The sequence below is a fragment of the Flavobacterium niveum genome (genome assembly GCF_055231775.1).
This window is the reverse complement of record NZ_JBUYSX010000001.1, coordinates 638,356-657,423: the sequence shown is the minus strand read 5'-3', so window position 1 is coordinate 657,423 and position 19,068 is coordinate 638,356. Positions and strand designations below refer to the sequence as shown.

Sequence of the window (19,068 nt, the reverse complement as noted above, 5' to 3'; positions counted from 1 at the left end):
ACCGTGCACAGGTAAAAAAGTCGTGGCTATTCCTTTTTATACTTGCGGGCCAAAAACAGGATGATGATATTGAGTACAAGGGATAAAATGTTTGTTGAAATTATTGCCACATCCTCTTTACTGATACCATAATAAATCCAGAGCGAGTTCCCAAAAAGCAGCACTACGAACATACCGAGGGACACATCGCCTGCTTTTTTTGTTTTTATCGTTTTAATAATCTGCGGAAATAGCGATGCGGAGGTACAAAGCCCTGCTGTAATCCCTAAAATCTCAATGAATTCCATAAGCGCAAATTTTAGAAATCAGACCGATACTATTAAAGGTAGTCATTAAATTTTCATGAAGCGCCGATAAGCGTTTATAAAATTATTCGCGGGTTTTATATTCTGATGAAGGATACTTCAACTGCATACTAAAGTTTTCTTAATCAGGTAAAACACCCCAAGCGATTGTTTTAATTTTAAGTAACACATCAACAAAAACTACTTAGAATGAAAAAACAAACTACACCTAAAAATGAAAAGCTGAAGGAACTGGAGGTAAACCGGGAATATGCCGATGGGCAATACATCACCACCGACCACGGCGTTAAAATAAACAACGACCACAATTCCCTTAAGGCCGGTGAACGAGGCCCATCGCTTTTGGAAGACTTTATCATGCGTGAAAAAATCACGCACTTTGACCATGAGCGCATCCCTGAACGTATTGTGCATGCGCGCGGCTCGGGTGCACACGGTTATTTTGAAGCCTACGGTAATGTCTCTCAATATACAAAGGCTGCTTTCCTTAACGACACATCGGTAAAGACCCCGGTGTTTGTACGTTTCTCTACTGTGGCGGGCTTTCGCGGCTCAACGGACCTGGCTCGTGATGTGCGTGGTTTTGCTATAAAATTCTATACCCAGGAGGGTAACTTTGATATGGTGGGCAATAACATACCTGTGTTCTTTATACAGGATGCCATGAAGTTCCCTGACCTCATCCATGCCGTAAAACCAGAACCGCACAATGAGATGCCACAGGCGGCTTCAGCACATGATACGTTTTGGGATTTTATTTCATTAATGCCGGAAAGCATGCACATGGTTATGTGGGCTATGAGCGACCGCGCCATACCACGCAGCTACCGTATGATGGAAGGCTTCGGCATCCATACATTCCGTTTTGTCAACAGCGAGGGTAAATCCACCTTTGTGAAATTCCACCTAAAACCCAAACTGGGCACGCATGCCGTTGTGTGGGACGAAGCCCTGAAAATATCGGGCAACGACCCCGATTTCCACCGCCGCGATTTGTGGGACAATATTGAAATGGGCAACTTCCCCGAATGGGAGTTTGGCGTACAACTGGTGCCCGAAGAAGACGAGCACAAATTCAACTTTGACCTGTTAGACCCCACTAAAATTATACCTGAAGAACTCGTACCCGTTACGCCAATTGGCAGGTTGGTACTCAATCGAAATCCGGATAATTTCTTTGCCGAAACGGAGCAGGTGGCATTCCATCCGGGCCACATTGTGCCCGGTATTGATTTCTCGAATGACCCTTTACTACAGGGAAGGCTGTTTTCCTATACTGATACACAACTTTCCAGGCTGGGTAGCCCCAACTTCCATGAAATACCGATTAACCGCCCGGTTGTTGGCGTGCACAACAACCAGCGCGACGGCCACATGAGGCAGCAAATCAACACCGGTCGCGTGAGCTACAGCCCCAACTCACTGGCCAATGGATATCCACAGCAAGCCAGGGAAACGGAAGGTGGCTTTGTAAGCCATAACGAGCGCATTGAAGCCTACAAGGTCCGTGAACGCAGCGAAAGCTTTGCCGACCATTTTAGCCAGGCAACGTTATTCTTTAACAGCCAGAGCGATATTGAAAAGCAGCACATCATCAAAGCCTTACGCTTTGAACTCAGTAAAGTGGAAACCGTAGCCATACGCGAGCGTATGGTAGGCTTGCTGGGCCAGGTCGATAAAAAACTGGCTAAACAGGTAGCTGCGGGGCTTGGCTTTGCCGTGCCACAACCTGAAAAACCAATGAATAAGGGTGTTGGCGCAGATGCTGACCCTAAAAAACACGAGCCAAAACCACTTGATAAAAGCTATGCCCCGTCTCCTGCCCTGAGCATGGTGGACAATCCAACTAATACAGGTAGTATCGAAACCCGCCAGGTGGCATTCCTGTGCGCAGAAGGCGTAAGTGAAAAATCGCTGAATGCCCTGAAAAAGGCACTGGAGGCCAAAGGGGCTGCGCCGAAGATTATCGGGCCGCATGCCGGAAATATTACCGGCGATGCCGGGTCTGAAATCATTACCGATTTTGCATTCTTCTCGTCATCCTCAGTTTTGTTTGATGCCGTATATGTGCCGTCAGCAGAAAATGTTACCTCCCTAGGTGAAAATGACAACGTCATTGAATTTATCAATGATGCGTATAAGCATTGTAAGGTAATCGGGTTTGATGCCGGATTGGACGGGCTGATTGAGAAAACCGCCATTGGCAACAAAATGAAAGCAGGGAATGATGAAAACCTCCTCGGGGTACTAATCAATAACGGGACAGCGAAAGCGTTTACCGATGATTTTAAAACCCAGATGGGCAGGCACCGCATTTGGGAACGCGAGGCTAAAATAACGGAATGACGAGGATTGGGCAGCCAATCCGAATAAATCATAAAATAAGAAAGCTATGGACCAATTGACTACTGCATTATTTGCCGCTTCCAGGCAGGGCAATGTGCCTGTATTACAGGAAATATTCAAGTTGATAAGCGATATTGATACACGCGATGAGCGCGGCTATACGCCGCTCATCATCGCCGCATACAACAACCAGTATGAGGCTGTAAAGGCGCTGCTATACGCAGGCGCAGACATTGATGCCACTGATGCCAGTGGTAACACCGCCCTAATGGGCGCGAGCTTCAAAGGGTATGAGCACGTTGCCCAGCTCCTGATTGCCAATGGTGCCGATGTAAATGCACTACACGGCAACGGTGGTAGCGCACTAATGTTCGCCGTAATGTTTGGCCGCAACAACATGATTGACCTATTGCTGGATAGTGGTGCCGACATTAACCTGAAAGACCATCGCGGGATTGGTGTATTGGAAATCGCCCACCAGCAACATAACGAAATTGCCATTGGCAAGCTCCAACGCATGGCTTCCTAAAACCTATTGCCATTATGAAAACTACCGAAAAGATTATCATTGCAGGTATTGTGGGCACGACATTCATGACGCTATACAGCTATATCAGGGCCAAAAAAGAACGGCAGCAGTACGTAGAGCCGGTACTGATTAACGAGCTGATTGACAACTCCGAAAATTTAGACTTGGACGATACAGCCAGCCATCCCGCAGGATGGGGGTTACATTACGCAACGGGTATCGCATTTATAGCCGCCTATTATTTCGTGTGGAAAAAAGCGCTGCACCGTCCCAGCACTGCAAGGATGCTATGGGTAGGGATTATTAGCGGAGGAGTGGGAATAGCGGTATGGAAGCTGCTTTTTACCCACCACGACAAACCGCCACATAATTACCGTTATGGCTATTACAGGCAGCTCCTGATTGCCCATATCGTATTTTCGCTTTCAGGCATAGGTACATATAAGGCATTAGGTAGCAGCAAACATAGTAAAACGCCCGATAAAATTTAATATGCCTATAAACAAAAACAGCCTTCAAATTGAAGGCTGTTTTTGTTTATTCAATAGTAACTGCTAAGGCTGCACTGCCATTTTCACGCAGTTAGCTCCCTTCTTATCGAAGATATTATACATTTTAGCCGCATCGACACCCTGAGTTATCCGTTTTATGGCTGCCCACCACCACCAGCGGCTCCGTAAATCTGGCCGGTACTGTAACTGGCGTCATTAGCGGCTAGTTGTACATAAATAGAGGCTAGTTCCACAGGTTGTCCCGGCCTACCCAACGGTGTATCGCCACCAAACTGTTTAAGTTTTTCCATCGTGGCACCACCACTTACCTGAAGTGGTGTCCAAATCGGTCCCGGCGCCACACCATTTACCCGAATGCCTTTCGGCCCCAACTGCTTGGCAAGGGAACGTATGTAATTCGTAGTAGCGGCTTTGGTTTGGGCGTAATCATACAATTCAGGGTTGGGATCCGTTGCCTGTACCGACGTGGTGCCAATGATTGAAGCACCCGGTTTTAGGTGCGGCAATGCGGCTTTGATAATCCAAAACGGAGCATAGATATTCGTTTTCATGGTAGCGTCAAATGCTTCAGAAGTAATATCCATAATCGATTCCTGGGTTTGCTGGCGTGCGGCATTGTTTACCAATATGTCTAAACCTCCAAGCCCTTTTACTGCTTCTTCAACCAGCTTTTTACAGAATGCCTCGTCACGCAGGTCGCCCGGTATGGCAATAGCCTTACGTCCTTCTGCTTTTATGAGTTTTATTACTTCCTGGGCATCTTCTTCCTCATTTGGATAATAGTTAATGGCTACATCAGCCCCTTCGCGGGCATAGGCAATTGCGGCAGCCCTGCCCATACCGGAGTCGCCACCTGTGATGAGCGCCTTGCGGCCTTTAAGCCTTCCGGAACCTTTATAGCTTTTTTCGCCATGGTCGGGACGCGGGTTCATCTTGCTTGTCAGTCCAGGCCACTCTTGGGTCTGTTCTTTAAAAGGCGGCTGTGGGTATTTTGTAGTTGGGTCTTCCATAGGGCTCGACATATTTCCCTCAGTATTAAATTCGTTGCCAAGCACAGGTGTTACTACAGTGGTGGCCAGCACGGCACCGATCCCCCCGAGTGCCTGACGGCGGGTCATTGTATTTTCTTTACTCATAACTTCATTTTTTGGGTTCATTAAACCTTAAAGTTACGATGCTCTGTATAGTAGGATTGGTAAAAGCCCGTTAAAGATTTTACAAAGTATCAGTGTATAAATTATTGAGAGATTTCCTATGTGTGAAATATGCTGAAATTGAGACCTACGATTTCAAGGGTTTGGATATGAAATCCGAAAAGCCGGCTCTTACTGCTGATGCTTCTAAATAATGTGGGTTTTTCCTAATTTTTCCATCCTTAATGACATAAGGATGAGTGTGCAATACATCAGTAAGCGTATCCTCACTAAAACTACTCACATCGTACATACAAATCAGTGAACAAGAATATTTGGGGGTAAGTTCATTCAGGCTGGCTTCATAGGCCAGGAGTTCGTTTGTCCCGGGAAGATTTTTAAGTGCCCACACCATATCGCCACAAGCCCTCACGCCATCATACCCTGCCCTTGACGCGGATATCAAGGTGTTTTCGAGCATGGTATACATTCTGCCCGCAGCGAACTTACCATCCTTTATGTAGCTGTTTTCAGAGGATAATATTTCCAATTGTCCACTCGCCATTTTTTTGGCAATGGATATACCATTGTCTGTGAGGCAACGGCAATGTTCACCATGGCGGTTGCTTTCGAGAATGTTGATAACCTTGTCATTCGCGGCTAAACCCTCCATAATATATGGAATAATCACCTCGTATTGCTGCTCTCTGGAATTAAAAAAACCACAGATATGCATTGGTGACATCAATTTCTCGCCGCATACCGAAAAAAGTGTTTGTTCGCTCATGCTTACAAATCTACGTATTATTTCGAAGGCGAATGTAAGAACACCTCAATTGATTTAATTTGTTTTTTTCCGTACACGAGTTTCAAGCATAGCACCTATAGCCTCAAACAATTTCATATAAATCTAGGATGTACTATCTTTGAAAAGTATAATCCGTTCTACGTTGCTATAAGTAAACTCCGGAAACAGCGTTTTGTTTGTTTTTTTGTGATTTTTAGTTAAAAACTGTACCCATGTTGCACCACAGGTTCAGGAAAAGCTTATAAATATTGGATTGCTAATTTCGGAATTGGAAATAGGCTTATACAAATCGGTAGCCCTCATCAACCGTGTAAACCGCTTTGCAAGGACGGCATGGAAAGCCGAAACCCTGACGTTTAACAAGGCAGCAGGCAACCTGCCTGAAGACCGCGATGCCCCTCTATACCTATTATGCATTGACAGTGTCGCTTATCAACGCTGCTCTCTCGCTGCCTGGGTGCTGCCTGCTATAGAACCCTTTACGCGAGGGTATGATCTTATAGTTTTTTCTTAAACCTGGAAAACTTCAATTGCAATCCCATAATGTGTGGGGCATAACTGCAATTAAAAGGTATTATGAATTTCCTGCTTGGGCAAGACCAAATCGTATACCGCTAACGTAAAATGAAAACCCATTCATAAAAATCAAAATGCCGGGAACCACCCCGGCATTTATGGTGTAAAAAATACATTCATAAACAAATTTGTATCCAAATTTTGATGCTGTCGAATGTTATACAATTTTAAGGAATCGTCAATGAAATTATCCCTTTGAGTTTCAATATCGCTATAAATTATACATCAATTTATGTAACTTATTACCCCAATTGGCAGCATTCATTTCAGGACGCCCCATAATCATTAAAAGGTAATCGTATCTGAGATAAAATGAGGGTAACAAAACTAAAAACCTGTTGTCTGCAGGCTCCGTGACTTATTTAAAAATACCTATCAGAACAGGACTCTGTCTAATAGAACAACATTGTAGGTTTTCCAAAAAAACAAACAAGAGTCGGTAAAAACACCTGATCGGGTAATCCTACAACGCCCATGCGTAAATAAATACTTGAACCATCCGAAACTGAGACAATCCTTTCAAATAACTATTTTATAGCAAGGCGGACATTTGTAGCCTGGTTTCTGTCACAGGAAAGCGTACCTTTATTATAATATAATTCCGTAACCTGAAGGCTGGTGCGTTGTTTCTTATATCGGCTGGATTCTGATTCAGAATAATCGGGGTGTAAAAAATAGTATAGGTAGGCGCGTCCATTGGCGCTAACAACAACATCGCAATGGCCACCCTTTGTTGCATCGTCGGTGCCAACACCACCTATGGCCAATAGGTTACCACCATCCTGCCGCACCCAGGTTTCAAGGTCGTCTGAAGAATATACTGCCAACCCCTTCCAGACGTCGGTAATCATCCAATATTTGTCATGCCATCGAAACACTTTTGGGCCTTCGCCCGGTTGGTCATAAACTGCCTTTTTGCCCGGCTTCCAATGATATAAATCCTCACTGTCTGCATAATAGATAGATTTTCGGTCCTTTTCATCGTTGTACCACATCCTCCAGCCTCCCTGTGGAAGTTGAATCACACAGGCGTCAATCACCCTGTCACTGACCAGGGACAAAGTCGACTCATAATGCCACTTAAAAAGGTCGCTACTGGTCAAATGAAGTATATACCTGGAGTGCTTCCAATCACTAAACACTCCGGGGACATACGTGAGATACATATGGTAGGTTCCGTTATGCGCTACAATCTCCGGCGCCCAATAGGTAGCGCCATTACCCTCCTGATACGTAATATCCGCTTCGCCACGGTATTTCCAGTGTGCCCCGTCCGTTGATTCCGCGATACCTATTTTTGTACCATGCACCCACGCAACGCCTTCACTTAACGTATCGGTCGCGCGACGGTTGGTGTAAAACATCAACCATTTTTTCTCTTTCGGATTCCATACAACGGTTGGGTCAGCGGCACCGTCGTATATCGGGTCACGGTACAGGGGCTTGGGTGCAACACTGCCTTTTCCGGAGTGCTGCGCAAACAAAGTATATACAGGAAAAAGACAAAGAAGTAATAAAATTTTTCTCATATTTCGAACTTAACTCATTAATAACCAAACACAACAACTACCTTCTGTATTGAAATAAGCCAAGCCTGAAAAGGCAATAAATTGTTGTCTCAGGTAGTACAGGCAGCTGTTATTGACGTATGCTAAAAAGCAGAATTATCGCTTAAAATTTTGGGATATCCCCTACTCTAAAGGTAAAACTTAAATGATACTCCTTTGTACCCGGATAGCAATATTCTTCTAAAGGATTTGCACCCCATGAATCCAAACCTCCGACGCCACGCTGGAATAAATCCACACAAACCACAGTTTCATCACGTGGGAGGACATCAGAAAAATGGAGTTGCTTTTTATCACGTCCGGGATCCAGGTCTTCCGGCTTGTTTTGTGTGGCGCTTACCGATAAGGGATGTGCACCTTCAACCTTTATAAACTTCCCTGTTGCATTGGCCAGGTTGAACCAACGTACATCGGTTTTATTTCCGGTTTCCTGAGGACGGTAATACGGATAGGCCTGTTCCTGTACTGTACTGTTATATACACCCATAAAGCTATCATCCTTCCGGTCTACATAGCTTTCTCCGGGGCCGCGGCCATACCAGGAAAACTGGTTGTATTCTTTCGGGAAAGTCATGATCATCCCAAAGCGCATCATTTCGGGCAACTGCTCCGAGCGGGGTTTGTAGTGTGCATCTATAGTCAGGCTTCCGTCTGCACCTACCAGGTATGCCAAAGTAATATCCGCATCAAGACCATCATAGTTACATATAAATCGCAGCCTAACACCATCCGTTGCCTGGTCAATGCCTTCATAGCTGTAACGTGGGCGAAGGTCAATACCTTCCCAGAACCGCAGTTTTAACTGCGCTTTAGCACCAAAGTCATTATCGGTAGGCGCACGCCAAAAGTTCAATTTAGGTAATTCCCTGAATACTTTATTTCCTTTATCTGTAACGCTTATGAGTCCTTTAGCTTTGTGAAATACGAATGCGGAAGTAGAGGAAGTAACACGTATTGTCTCCCCTTCCATAACTACTACGGGATTACCCTGTATTTTTTTTGCTTTGAAATAGTCTCCACCGGGCAGGGAAAACTCTTCCCGGGCAACCTCGAAACCCGAAGGGATAAAATCTGTGGCAGTTTTACGGTAGGCATATACTTGTAGGAAATATTCGCTACCCCCAGTGTTTTGAATCTTAGGTAACTTCAGGACAATATCTTTGCTGCTGTCTGCCGGTATCTCCGTCTCAAAAGTACCTGTAGCATAAGAGCTTCCGTTTTTTAACAGGACCCATTTGAAAATATACTCTTTAGACGTGAGTGGAATAAATTTAAAATCATTAATAACCGTAATAATTCCTTTACTGAGGTTTTTTGGCTTAAACAACACATTTTGGTATACTTTCTTCACAATGGCTGTGTGGGGAATGTATTTTTGGTCAGGGCTTATAATACCGTCCATGCAGAAATTACCATGGTTCAGTTTGTTATAGCCTTTGAGGTCTCCCCCATATGCCCAATAGAAACGCCCCTGTTCATCATGCGCTGGGAAACCATGGTTATACCATTCCCAAATAAATCCCCCCTGCATATTCTTGCTGCTGCGCATCAGGTCCCAATACTGCTGAAAATTCCCCATACTGTTCCCCATCGCGTGGGCATACTCACAAAGTATATAGGGCTTGCCGAGATCCCTTTTGGCATCAACCAGCATAGACTCCCAGGAAGGATACATAGGCGCAAATATGTCCGTATTGCGTGCGCTGGCAGTGGCGTCGCGATAAAGGTAGGCCGGTTCATATTGTGTAGGCCTGCTCTTATCACGCTGCTTTGCCCAATCATACATATCAAAGAAAGCTTTACCATTGCTGGCTTCGTTGCCCAAAGACCAAAATATAACAGAGGCATGGTTTTTATCACGTTCCAGAGAACGGATGATACGGTCCATGTGGGCACCATGCCATTCAGGGAAGTTCGATACGTTGTCAGCATCGAAACCCAGGCCGTGCGATTCAAGATTGGCCTCTGCAACCAGATAAATTCCGTATTGGTCGCAGAGTTTATACCAAAGCGGTGGCTGTGGGTAGTGTGAAGTACGGACGGCGTTAATATTGAGCTCCTTCATCAACTGCAGGTTACGTTCCATCTCCGCAGGTGTCACCACATTACCGGTATTGGTATTGAATTCATGGAGGTTAACGCCTTTAAAATGGACCTTCTTGCCGTTAATGAACAATTGCCCGTCCTTGATTTCAATTTTCCGGAAGCCTATTTTGTGGGAAGTAGACTCGGTAATTTTGCCTGCCCCGTCTTTAAGGGTAATCACCACAGTATACAGGGTGGGGGTTTCTGCCGTCCATTTGAGCGGAGATTGTACCATACCGGAAAAGGCAGCCTCAAAAACACCCCCGGCAGGCATTTGGACCTGTTGGCTTTTCTGCAAAACACTCCTACCCGAGGCGTCCAACACCGCGATTGCCAAAGTATATCCGGCCGATATAGCAGCGTAATTTTTAAGGGTTATCTCGGCACTAAACAAGCCATTTTTATATTTGTCATCTAAGTCGGGATGTATAAAGAAATCCTGGATACGGGCTTGTGCCGTACTATAAAGGTAAACACTCCTGTTAATTCCTCCCAGGCGCCACATATCCTGGTCTTCCAGATAGGAGCCGTCACTGAATTTGTGCACTTCGCAAGCAAGTGTATTCACTCCCTTGCGGATGTAGGGCGTAATATCAAATTCTGCAGGGCTTTTAGAGTTTTCAGTATAACCTACTTTCTGTCCGTTTATCCAAACATACATCGAATTTGTTCCCGCATCGAAATGCAGGAATACTTTCCTGCCGTCCCAGGTCTGCGGAATCTCAAAATCACGGCGGTAGGCGGCAGAAGGCGAATCTTCTTTGTTTATAAAGGGTGGGTTCTTCGGAAAACCAAATCCCATATTAATATACATCGGAACACCATAGCCGTTAAATTCCCAATTCCCGGGTACGGGAATCTCAGCCCAATCGCGAATGTCATATCCGTCTTGGTAAAAACCTTTTGGGATATCGGCAACGCGTGGCACCCAATAAAACTTCCACTTTCCATCCAGCGATCTGTAATATGGCGAGGATGGATAATCGTCTTTTATTGCCATGGCTTCCGTAGGGTACGGTAAAGCCGTTACGCGCGCCGGTTCCTTGTTTACGGCATACACTTCCGGGTTCTCCCAGTCCTCGACTCCCCCCTGTGCCCAAAGCGCCTGAGAGAGTAATATGGCAACGCCAAAAAATATTTTTTTCATGGTATTATTAACTTTGATACGCTGCCATGCAGCATAAAGGTTTATTTTACAATACTGATTGTATAGCGGTAATGGTGCGGGTCTTTACCCCAAAAACGGTATTGGTCAAGTGGATTGATACTCCAGGAGTCAGTACCGGCTACCCCACGTTGAAAAAGGTCAACATATAGCACCGTCTCGTTACGTAAGGGAACGTCAACCGGATGCAACTGCTTTTTTACCGTTCCCGTGTCCATGTCTTCAGGACGGTTATTGGTTGCGCTGACCGAAAGCGGCTGCGCCCCTTCTATTAAAATCGTATTCCCTGAAGAGTCTTTGAGTGACATCCAACGCACATCGGTTTTGTTCCCTGTTTCCTGGGGACGGAAATAGGGGAAAGATTGCTGGTCCACTGTGCCCGAATATAACCCCATAAACATGTCTGCACAACGGTCTATATAACTTTCCCCGGGACCCCGTCCATACCAGCTGATATCATTGTATTCCTTGGGCAGTGTCATAATCATCCCAAAGCGTACCATTTCAGGAATTTTATCAGATTGTGGTTTGTAATTTACATCCAGCGTAAGGCTGCCCCCGGGATTGACAATATAGGTTAGTATTACTTTTGCATCTATTCCACCAATACTGCACTCATACTGCAATTCGGCATTGCCGTCCTTTTCTTTTAATCCGAGATATTTGTAGGTAATCCTTCGCCCAGCGTCCCTCCATACTGAAAGCTTGGTTTGAATCTGCGCCCCAAGGTCATTATCTGTTGGCGCACGCCAAAAATTTAACTGCGGAAGCTCATAAAAAACGCGCTTGCCATCATTGGTCACACGGATAAGACTCGCTCCCTCGTCTTTGGTTTCAAATTCATAGGTAAGCATACCGGAGGATACCATGATCCTGGTATTACGGTCGGCAATCATATGTTTTATCTCGACGGTACCCTGGTACTTTTTCGGCGCAAAATAATCTCCTGAAAGTGCAAATTCCTCTTTTGCTATTTCAAAACCCTTTTTAAGCAAGGGCGTTTCCTGTGTGGTATAAGCAAAAAGCTGAAGATAGTATTCCGAACCACCGGCTTTGGGTAGCTTGGGTAGCTTCAGCCTGACATCTTTACTGCCATCTGCCGGGAGATCTGCGCTAAAGCTGCCCTCCGCCTCTTTTTGCCCGTTTTTAAGCAGCACCCATTTGAAGGTACAAACCGCTGGGGTCAGATCCTTGAATTTAAAATCGTTCACCACCGTTATTATTCCTTTATCCAGGTCACGCGGTTTAAAAAATATATTTTGATACACTTTCTTTACTATCGTAGCATGTGGCATATGGTGCTGGTCAGGGGTAACCATCCCCTTCATTGAAAAATTATCGTGGTATAGGTTTTTATACCCGTTAAGATCGCCACCATACGCCCAGTAAAACCGGCCTTGTGCGTCATGGGCAGGAAAACCCATATTGTACCATTCCCATATAAAGCCCCCCTGGAGGTTTTTACTACTACGGATGACATCCCAATATTCCTGGAAATTACCGTTGCTGTTGCCCATGGCATGGGCATACTCGCACATGATGTAAGGCCTGCCCGTGTCTTTTGCCGCATATTCCTTCATTGTATATACTGTTGGATACATCGGGGCAAGGATATCAGTGTTGCGCGCACTTTGGGTCGCATCCTTGTAATTATAAGCCTGTTCATATTGTGTAGGCCTGCTCTTATCGCGCTGTTTGACCCAGTCGTACATATCAAAAAAAGCCGTGCCGTTACTCGCCTCATTGCCAAGCGACCAAAACATTACAGAGGCATGGTTCTTGTCCCGTTCCACCAATCGGTATATTCGGTCCATGTGGGCTGCATGCCATTCGGGAAAGTTGGACACATTTTCCTTACCAAAACCTAAACCATGCGACTCCAGGTTGTCCTCATCTACCAGATATATACCATACTCATCGCAGAGCTTATACCAAAGCGGTTGTTGTGGGTAATGCGATGTACGCACTGCATTGATATTAAGCTCTTTCATCAGCTGCAGGTTACGCAGCATTTCATCACGTGTCCAGACATTTCCCGTTTTATTGCTGAACTCATGAATGTTTACCCCTTTTATATATATTTTTTTCCCGTTAACAAAAACCTGTCCATCCTTGATTTCTATTTTCCGAAAGCCTATCCTATGAGAAGTTGACTCTATAACCTTCCCGCGGTTATCTTTGAGTGTAATAACCATCGTGTAGAGGTTAGGTGTTTCCGCTGTCCATCTTAGCGGTGATTCAACAGTACCTGAGAAAACAACCTCTTTACTACCTGATGAGGGTATAGTTGTACGTTGTAATTGGCCGAATACCTTTTTACCTGTTCGGTCGAGCAAGGAAAGTTCGACTTCCTGAGGCTGTTCAGAAGCAGTGTAGTTTTTGAGCTGCACTTCTGCGCTGAAAAGGCCGTTTTTATATTTTTGGTCAAGGTCGGGATGAGCAAAAAAATCCTGTATACGCGTCTGTGCCGTGCTGTACAGATATACACTGCGGTTAATCCCACCCAGGCGCCACATGTCCTGGTCCTCCATATAATAACCGTCACTAAATTTATGAACTTCACAAGCCAGGGTATTCCTGCCCTTGCGGATGTAGGGGGTAATATCAAATTCTGCAGGGCTTTTTGAATTCTCGGTATATCCTACCTTTTGGCCGTTTACCCACACGTACATCGAATTTGTACCCGCTTCAAAATGGAGAAAAACCCTGCGGCCATCCCAAGTCTTAGGAATATCGAAGGTATGGCGATAGGCTGCAGAGGGCGAATCCTCTCGGTCAATCTTCGGCGGTGTCTTCGGAATACCAAAACCTACCCCAACATACATAGGGATGCCGTAGCCATTGATTTCCCAACAACCCGGTACCGGGATTTCCGACCATTTGCTGATATCGTAATCCTCTTTATAGAAATCCTTTGGAAGGTCGGCTATTCTTGGCACCCAATAAAATTTCCATTTGCCATCGAGCAAATGATAATAAGGTGATGCCGCGTACTCATCCTTGATGGCAAGTGCTTCATCAGGATAGGGCATTGCCGTGGCATGCGTGTTTTCTTTATTGATGGCAAAAACTTCGGGATTTTCCCAATCCGGGACCTGCTGCGCCATAAGGCACCCGGTAATACTGAACAGGTATATTTGTAGTAAGGCTTTTTTCATGTAATTAGATTTGCTTAATATTCTATTAATTAATGGATAAGGTAGCGCTGTAGCTTGCATCAACTTGAATGTCCTATAGGGTGGGTTCTACACGCTTCACACTACCGTCTTGATTAAACTCCAGTTTATCGATACATACCTCGCGGTTGTAACCCGCTTCCTGTCCCATCGTTATTCCCTGCGGCCTTTTAAACCTGTGATATACGATGTACCATTCATCTTTACCAGGAATTTGCAGTACGGAATGGTGGCCCGTCCCGTAAATGCCTTTATCGGGTACCTTGTTCAGCATTACTTCACTTTTTGAAACATCTATAGGACCAGTCGGGGAATCAGACCTTACATAACGTACCTGGTAATCAGGGCTGCGGGTATCATTCTGCGACCATGTGAAATAGTAACTTCCGTTCCTGTAAAAGACATGTGTTCCCTCACTGTAATTTGGATGACCTGAAACCAGTATTTTAGTGGTGTTGGGTATAATGGAGACCATGTCCTCCCCGAGTTCCGAAACCGCCATAAAGTAATTCCCCCAATACAGGTAGTTTTTGCCGGTTTTAGGGTCTGTAAAGACATCAGGATCAATGGCTATTCCACCATTTATACCCTCGGGACGCGTATCGATTAACGGTTTACCTGAATCTTGGAAAGGTCCTGTAGGTTGGTCGGACACCGCTACCCCAATTTTTGTAGCGGCCGTGAAGTAGTAGTAATATTTGTAGCTGCCGTTGGCTCCCTTTTTCTCAACGACACTTGGAGCCCAGGCATTGGATTTTGCCCAGGAAACATTTTTTTTTAGATCAAGTATAATACCTTCATCTTTCCAGCTTTTAAGATCTCCTGACGAAAAAACCTTGAAATAGTCCCCCGTCCAATTGGTAAACCCATCACTGGTCGGATAAATATAATATTTCTTTGTCTTTTCTGAATACAGCACCTCGGGATCCGCATATAGTCCTTTTAAAACCGGGTTACGTTTATTGGGTTTGTTACTTTCCAAATCCGCTACCAATGAGCGATAAGAGAGCCCCCAATGGGCGGCAAGTTTCTCGGCTTCCTCGATTGTCAGGTGGATAACCGCGCCGTGTTTTGGAGATTTAAAATTGGTTGTTTTCATCACACCTTCGTTAAACCTGCCCAAATCTATAAAACTGGTAAAATCAGATGTTTCAACAAAACCGAAATTATGTTCTTTAAGTCCGTAGCAGTCATACATGAGCACCCACTTTTTCTGACCGATTCGCTTCCATAGATTTGGTGCCTCGCACGCTCCCGGCTCGGCATCATACCACCTGGGGTCGTAAAAATAACCGCCATTCAATGATTTTGAACTGGCATGTTTTATCCCCGCCTGTCCGTCGTGCGAAACATAGAACATATGGTAGGTATCGCCTATTTTATTTATGTCTGCATCTATTGCCGAAACTTTCTTATCGGGATATTCAAACAACAGCTGCGGCATGGATTCAACCTGGTCGAAGGCCTCGTTTACATAAACATAATACAACTTATTTGCCTCGTTACCAAAACGCATCGTAAAGTACACCATGAGTTTACCCTTTTTATCATCATAAATTACCTCCGGTGCCCAGGCGCATCCAATTTCACTATAGGCGGAGGAAAGCTGGTCGAAATAAATATTGGCTCTCTTCCAATTGATCAGGTCCCATGACTTCATCAATATAAGCCCACGGTTGTTGCCCCAGCCGTATTTCTTTCCATCGCGCTCCCATTCGGTATTGCGGTAGCCTTCCTTCTGTGCAAATATGTGCAAATCGGTCATCGCCAGGTAAAAAGCCCCATCCGGTCCACGATAAATATTCGGATCCCTGATACCCTTCTGTGAGGCAATAGTATCTCCTGAAATTATCGGCTTCCCACCGTTAAGGGCTGTAAAATTATAGCCGTCGGCACTCAGGGCCATATGCAGGCTATGCGTATCATCTTTATGAAAAACCATCAGGTACGCCCCCATGTCTTTTTCTTTCGGCACAGCGTTTTTGTATCGGAAATCCTTAAAAGAAGCATACCCTTTTGCCGCCGAAACCAAACCAATCCTAAGGGCGTAAAAACCTTTGAAATTGTTATGGTGCATTTGGGATACATCTATATTTTCAGCCAGCAGACGCCACTCCTTACCATCTTTACTGGCCATAACACTGCATGTATTTCCCTGATTGCGTATCTTAAGAAAAAAATGCTTCCCGAAACGATTGGGAATAGTGACCTTATTTGCGGCATCTTTATAGAGGGTAAACACTTTTCCGTCAGACATAACACCGGCAAAGGCATTCTCATTATAATATAAGATCAGGCCAGCCTTATTTGCCCCACCTGCCGTTATTTCCACCTGTGTTTCATAGTTCTTATCTGTAACAGTAGTCAGGAGCAAACGCGCGTCAGCCGGTCCGCCCCCCTTCCCTGCCATCGAAAGTTGCCCGGCACCTGTTTTGATCTTTGCAAGTCCATTCTCTTTCCAAAAGGTCCATTGCAAGCCCAGCATCTGCTTATTGAAATCATCTGAAAGCACAAGCCCGTTCGTCACCGCTTTATCAGTAGCAGGAAGTATGGCGTGCTCCTTGGCGCGATACCAGCCGTCACTGGTCCACTCTATGGGTTCTATAAGTGTTTGCCTGCCCAGCGTATGGTACCCTTTTGCGTAAGCATGGTAAACAATCCACCAGTTCCCTTTACTATCATCTATTAGGGTGCCGTGCCCCTTGCTCCACCAATTGTCGTCAGGGCTGTAGGTATGTACGATAGGGTTATAAGGTGAGTTTTCCCATGGGCCTGACACATTTTTAGAACGTGCTGAAGCTACCATATGGCTGGTTGCCGGTCCGGCTGTACCGCCTTGGGCAGATGTGAGATAATAATAGCCATCCTTAAAGTTAATTTTCGGTGATTCCAGGCACATACATTCGGTATCCCATTTTTCCGGGTAATTCCACCCATCATATACTTTCTTCCGCTCTCCGGTTACTGAAAGACCGTCATCGGACAGCCCAACCATATAGCCGTCATCAACGTATAGGTAACGCTTGCCATCCGGTGCCACTACATGACCTGGATCTATACCTTTTACTTTCAGGTCTATCGGATTACTCCAGGGCCCCTTTATATTATCGGCATAGATCACCCAGTTGGTTTCTGCAGCCGGATAATAGATGTAAAACCGCCCTTTATATTTGAGTAGGTCCGGTGCCATCGCAGATCCGCTGTAATCTGTTATAGCCCGGCATACAGGCTCCCAGTTCAATAAATCCTTTGAATGCCAAATCAGGAATCCGGGCGCGTAATAAAAAGGTGAATGCGTCATATAATAATCTTCACCATCTCTCATGATTGAAGGGTCGGCATAATCCCCGGGTATGATTACCCGGGGATATTCCTGTGCCTTTAAAAACGGCGCAAATATTAGTAGGAGAAAACAAAACAGGGTGAGTCGGAATCGATGCATAATCGTGTTCTAAAGATTTTATTGGTATGAAATTATTCGGTAAAAAAACGGGTTACGAAAACGTTCTAAATATCATCAAAAGGAGATAATTATAATTGTCTTTATATTACATCATGTGTAAACTATAGAGCATTTAAGTACTTAAATGAGCTATTTTAAAGGAAAAGACAACAATCGTGAGAAAAAAAGCTTCATTATTTGACGAAAAAAGCCCTTAAAATATAAACGGCTATCTTACGTCAAAAACATCCATCCCCCACGTGCTCTTCCATTGGATTGCAGGCCTGTCACCATCAAAACGCAACGGCAGCCAAACGTAACCTGAATGCTCCAGATCTGTCTTATTCCAGCGGTCAAACATCGCTATATAAGCATCTTTTTTACCGTGGACTGGCAACACGTAAGTACTCTGAGCGTGAAAAGTATTACTAGCGTCTTCGCCCTCGCATAAAGGGCCAGACTTGACTTCCCAGGGACCAAAGATATTCTTGGATACCGCGACCGTCGCGGCATTGGGATCCCATCCAGTACAACCACTAGTAATGATGTAATAGGTATCCTTTCTTTTGAAAACTGCCGGTGCTTCCCTAGAAAGGTTTATAAAATTGCGTGTATAGATTCCCTCGGGCCTGAGGGAATCTTTGGTAAGTTTACTAATATATAACGTACGGTTATCCTCAGATGAATAAAATTGGTACTCCTGGCCATCGTCATCCACAAAGAGGGTCTGATCCCTACTCATAGCCCCATTTGGCCGAAAGCTTTCAATATACTTAAACGGACCTGCGGGTGAATCACTGGTCGCCACACCGACAGCGGCCATGCTGTAATCTGCATTGTCAACGTGCATCCACATAACAAATTTTCTTGTCGTTTCATTGTATATAACTTTAGGCCGCTCCAATACCTTACTTGGATGCAGGTCATGTTTTTTATCGCCTGGAACCGCTTTTAAGACAAGACCTTCAAACTTCCATTCGAACAGGTCTTTTGACGAATAACAACTCACACCCATAACATCAGTACGATAACTTTCCCAGGTGGCTCCCACCGGGAGGTAGGTAAGGCCTTTTTTATATTCGCCATACCAATAGTACATCCCTTTGTAGTAGAGAATACCACCTCCGTGAGCATTTATAAGGTTTCCCTGGGTATCCGTCCAGTCTTCTCCCGGTTTAAAAATACCTGTTGCATTTTCCTTTTTGACGGCACTGTCATCCAGACAGGAATAAAGGCACAGGAAACATAAAAAAGCACATACTTTCCAAAATAATTTCATCGGGATTATTTTAAATTAAAAATAATATCTGCCCGCAAACTCATAATGCGGGCAGACTTGTGTGTAAAAAAGGACATTTAGAAAATGTAAAGACATAAATTTTAATTATTCCCTGGAAGGAATGAAAACAGTTTTGGTTGAACT

Annotated in this window: 12 protein-coding genes; 4 read left to right on the top strand and 8 right to left on the bottom strand. The window is 44.9% G+C overall.

From position 1 onward, the window contains the following. Window positions 1-26 precede the first annotated feature (26 nt). Window positions 27-287, bottom strand: coding sequence for a SemiSWEET family sugar transporter (locus tag ACZIX4_RS02715; RefSeq protein ID WP_463334071.1), 261 nt, complete (start codon window positions 285-287; stop codon window positions 27-29). 207 nt (window positions 288-494) lie between these two features. On the opposite strand from ACZIX4_RS02715, the gene ACZIX4_RS02710 reads away from it, so the two are divergent. The 3 genes from ACZIX4_RS02710 to ACZIX4_RS02700 are packed head-to-tail and all read left to right on the top strand — an operon-like array spanning window position 495 to window position 3,671. Then, on the top strand, window positions 495-2,651 hold the full coding sequence (locus ACZIX4_RS02710) for a catalase (RefSeq protein ID WP_463334070.1): 2,157 nt from the start codon (window positions 495-497) through the stop codon (window positions 2,649-2,651). 46 nt (window positions 2,652-2,697) lie between these two features. Continuing rightward, window positions 2,698-3,180, top strand: a complete 483-nt coding sequence (locus ACZIX4_RS02705) for an ankyrin repeat domain-containing protein (protein ID WP_463334069.1) — start codon at window positions 2,698-2,700, stop codon at window positions 3,178-3,180. A gap of 14 nt (window positions 3,181-3,194) precedes the next feature. Next, window positions 3,195-3,671: a hypothetical protein gene (locus tag ACZIX4_RS02700; protein WP_463334068.1), complete on the top strand. Its 477-nt coding sequence runs from the start codon at window positions 3,195-3,197 to the stop codon at window positions 3,669-3,671. Window positions 3,672-3,826: 155 nt separating this feature from the next. On the opposite strand, the gene ACZIX4_RS02695 is transcribed toward ACZIX4_RS02700, so the two are convergent. Both ACZIX4_RS02695 and ACZIX4_RS02690 read right to left on the bottom strand, forming a co-directional pair. After that, window positions 3,827-4,828 (bottom strand): SDR family oxidoreductase, encoded by a 1,002-nt coding sequence (locus ACZIX4_RS02695; protein WP_463334067.1) that lies wholly within the window; start codon window positions 4,826-4,828, stop codon window positions 3,827-3,829. Between the two features lie 145 nt (window positions 4,829-4,973). Continuing rightward, entirely contained in the window at window positions 4,974-5,612 is a 639-nt protein-coding gene (locus ACZIX4_RS02690; RefSeq protein WP_463334066.1) for an MEDS domain-containing protein, read from the bottom strand. A gap of 289 nt (window positions 5,613-5,901) precedes the next feature. On the opposite strand from ACZIX4_RS02690, the gene ACZIX4_RS02685 reads away from it, so the two are divergent. Further along, on the top strand, window positions 5,902-6,147 hold the full coding sequence (locus tag ACZIX4_RS02685) for a hypothetical protein (RefSeq protein ID WP_463334065.1): 246 nt from the start codon (window positions 5,902-5,904) through the stop codon (window positions 6,145-6,147). Between the two features lie 589 nt (window positions 6,148-6,736). Here the strand turns inward: ACZIX4_RS02685 and ACZIX4_RS02680 are convergent. The 5 genes from ACZIX4_RS02680 to ACZIX4_RS02660 form a co-directional block, all read right to left on the bottom strand. After that, a complete protein-coding gene (locus ACZIX4_RS02680; protein ID WP_463334064.1) occupies window positions 6,737-7,738 on the bottom strand; it encodes a family 43 glycosylhydrolase in 1,002 nt (333 codons plus the stop codon). Between the two features lie 142 nt (window positions 7,739-7,880). After that, window positions 7,881-11,009 (bottom strand): glycoside hydrolase family 2 TIM barrel-domain containing protein, encoded by a 3,129-nt coding sequence (locus ACZIX4_RS02675; protein ID WP_463334063.1) that lies wholly within the window; start codon window positions 11,007-11,009, stop codon window positions 7,881-7,883. Between the two features lie 41 nt (window positions 11,010-11,050). Further along, entirely contained in the window at window positions 11,051-14,185 is a 3,135-nt protein-coding gene (locus ACZIX4_RS02670) for a glycoside hydrolase family 2 TIM barrel-domain containing protein (protein WP_463334062.1), read from the bottom strand. 73 nt (window positions 14,186-14,258) lie between these two features. Beyond that, entirely contained in the window at window positions 14,259-17,645 is a 3,387-nt protein-coding gene (locus tag ACZIX4_RS02665; RefSeq protein WP_463334061.1) for a family 43 glycosylhydrolase, read from the bottom strand. Window positions 17,646-17,874: 229 nt separating this feature from the next. Then, the gene (locus ACZIX4_RS02660; protein ID WP_463334060.1) at window positions 17,875-18,924 is read right to left on the bottom strand and encodes a glycoside hydrolase family 43 protein; all 1,050 of its coding nucleotides are present in this window, start codon (window positions 18,922-18,924) and stop codon (window positions 17,875-17,877) included. Between the last annotated feature and the right edge of the window lie 144 nt (window positions 18,925-19,068).

Coding starts and splice junctions, on each gene's coding strand:
- ACZIX4_RS02715 (WP_463334071.1), bottom strand. CDS start 287: ATGGAATTCATTGAGATTTTAGGGATTACAGCAGGGCTTTGTACCTCC.
- ACZIX4_RS02710 (WP_463334070.1), top strand. CDS start 495: ATGAAAAAACAAACTACACCTAAAAATGAAAAGCTGAAGGAACTGGAG.
- ACZIX4_RS02705 (WP_463334069.1), top strand. CDS start 2,698: ATGGACCAATTGACTACTGCATTATTTGCCGCTTCCAGGCAGGGCAAT.
- ACZIX4_RS02700 (WP_463334068.1), top strand. CDS start 3,195: ATGAAAACTACCGAAAAGATTATCATTGCAGGTATTGTGGGCACGACA.
- ACZIX4_RS02695 (WP_463334067.1), bottom strand. CDS start 4,828: ATGAGTAAAGAAAATACAATGACCCGCCGTCAGGCACTCGGGGGGATC.
- ACZIX4_RS02690 (WP_463334066.1), bottom strand. CDS start 5,612: ATGAGCGAACAAACACTTTTTTCGGTATGCGGCGAGAAATTGATGTCA.
- ACZIX4_RS02680 (WP_463334064.1), bottom strand. CDS start 7,738: ATGAGAAAAATTTTATTACTTCTTTGTCTTTTTCCTGTATATACTTTG.
- ACZIX4_RS02675 (WP_463334063.1), bottom strand. CDS start 11,009: ATGAAAAAAATATTTTTTGGCGTTGCCATATTACTCTCTCAGGCGCTT.
- ACZIX4_RS02670 (WP_463334062.1), bottom strand. CDS start 14,185: ATGAAAAAAGCCTTACTACAAATATACCTGTTCAGTATTACCGGGTGC.
- ACZIX4_RS02665 (WP_463334061.1), bottom strand. CDS start 17,645: ATGCATCGATTCCGACTCACCCTGTTTTGTTTTCTCCTACTAATATTT.
- ACZIX4_RS02660 (WP_463334060.1), bottom strand. CDS start 18,924: ATGAAATTATTTTGGAAAGTATGTGCTTTTTTATGTTTCCTGTGCCTT.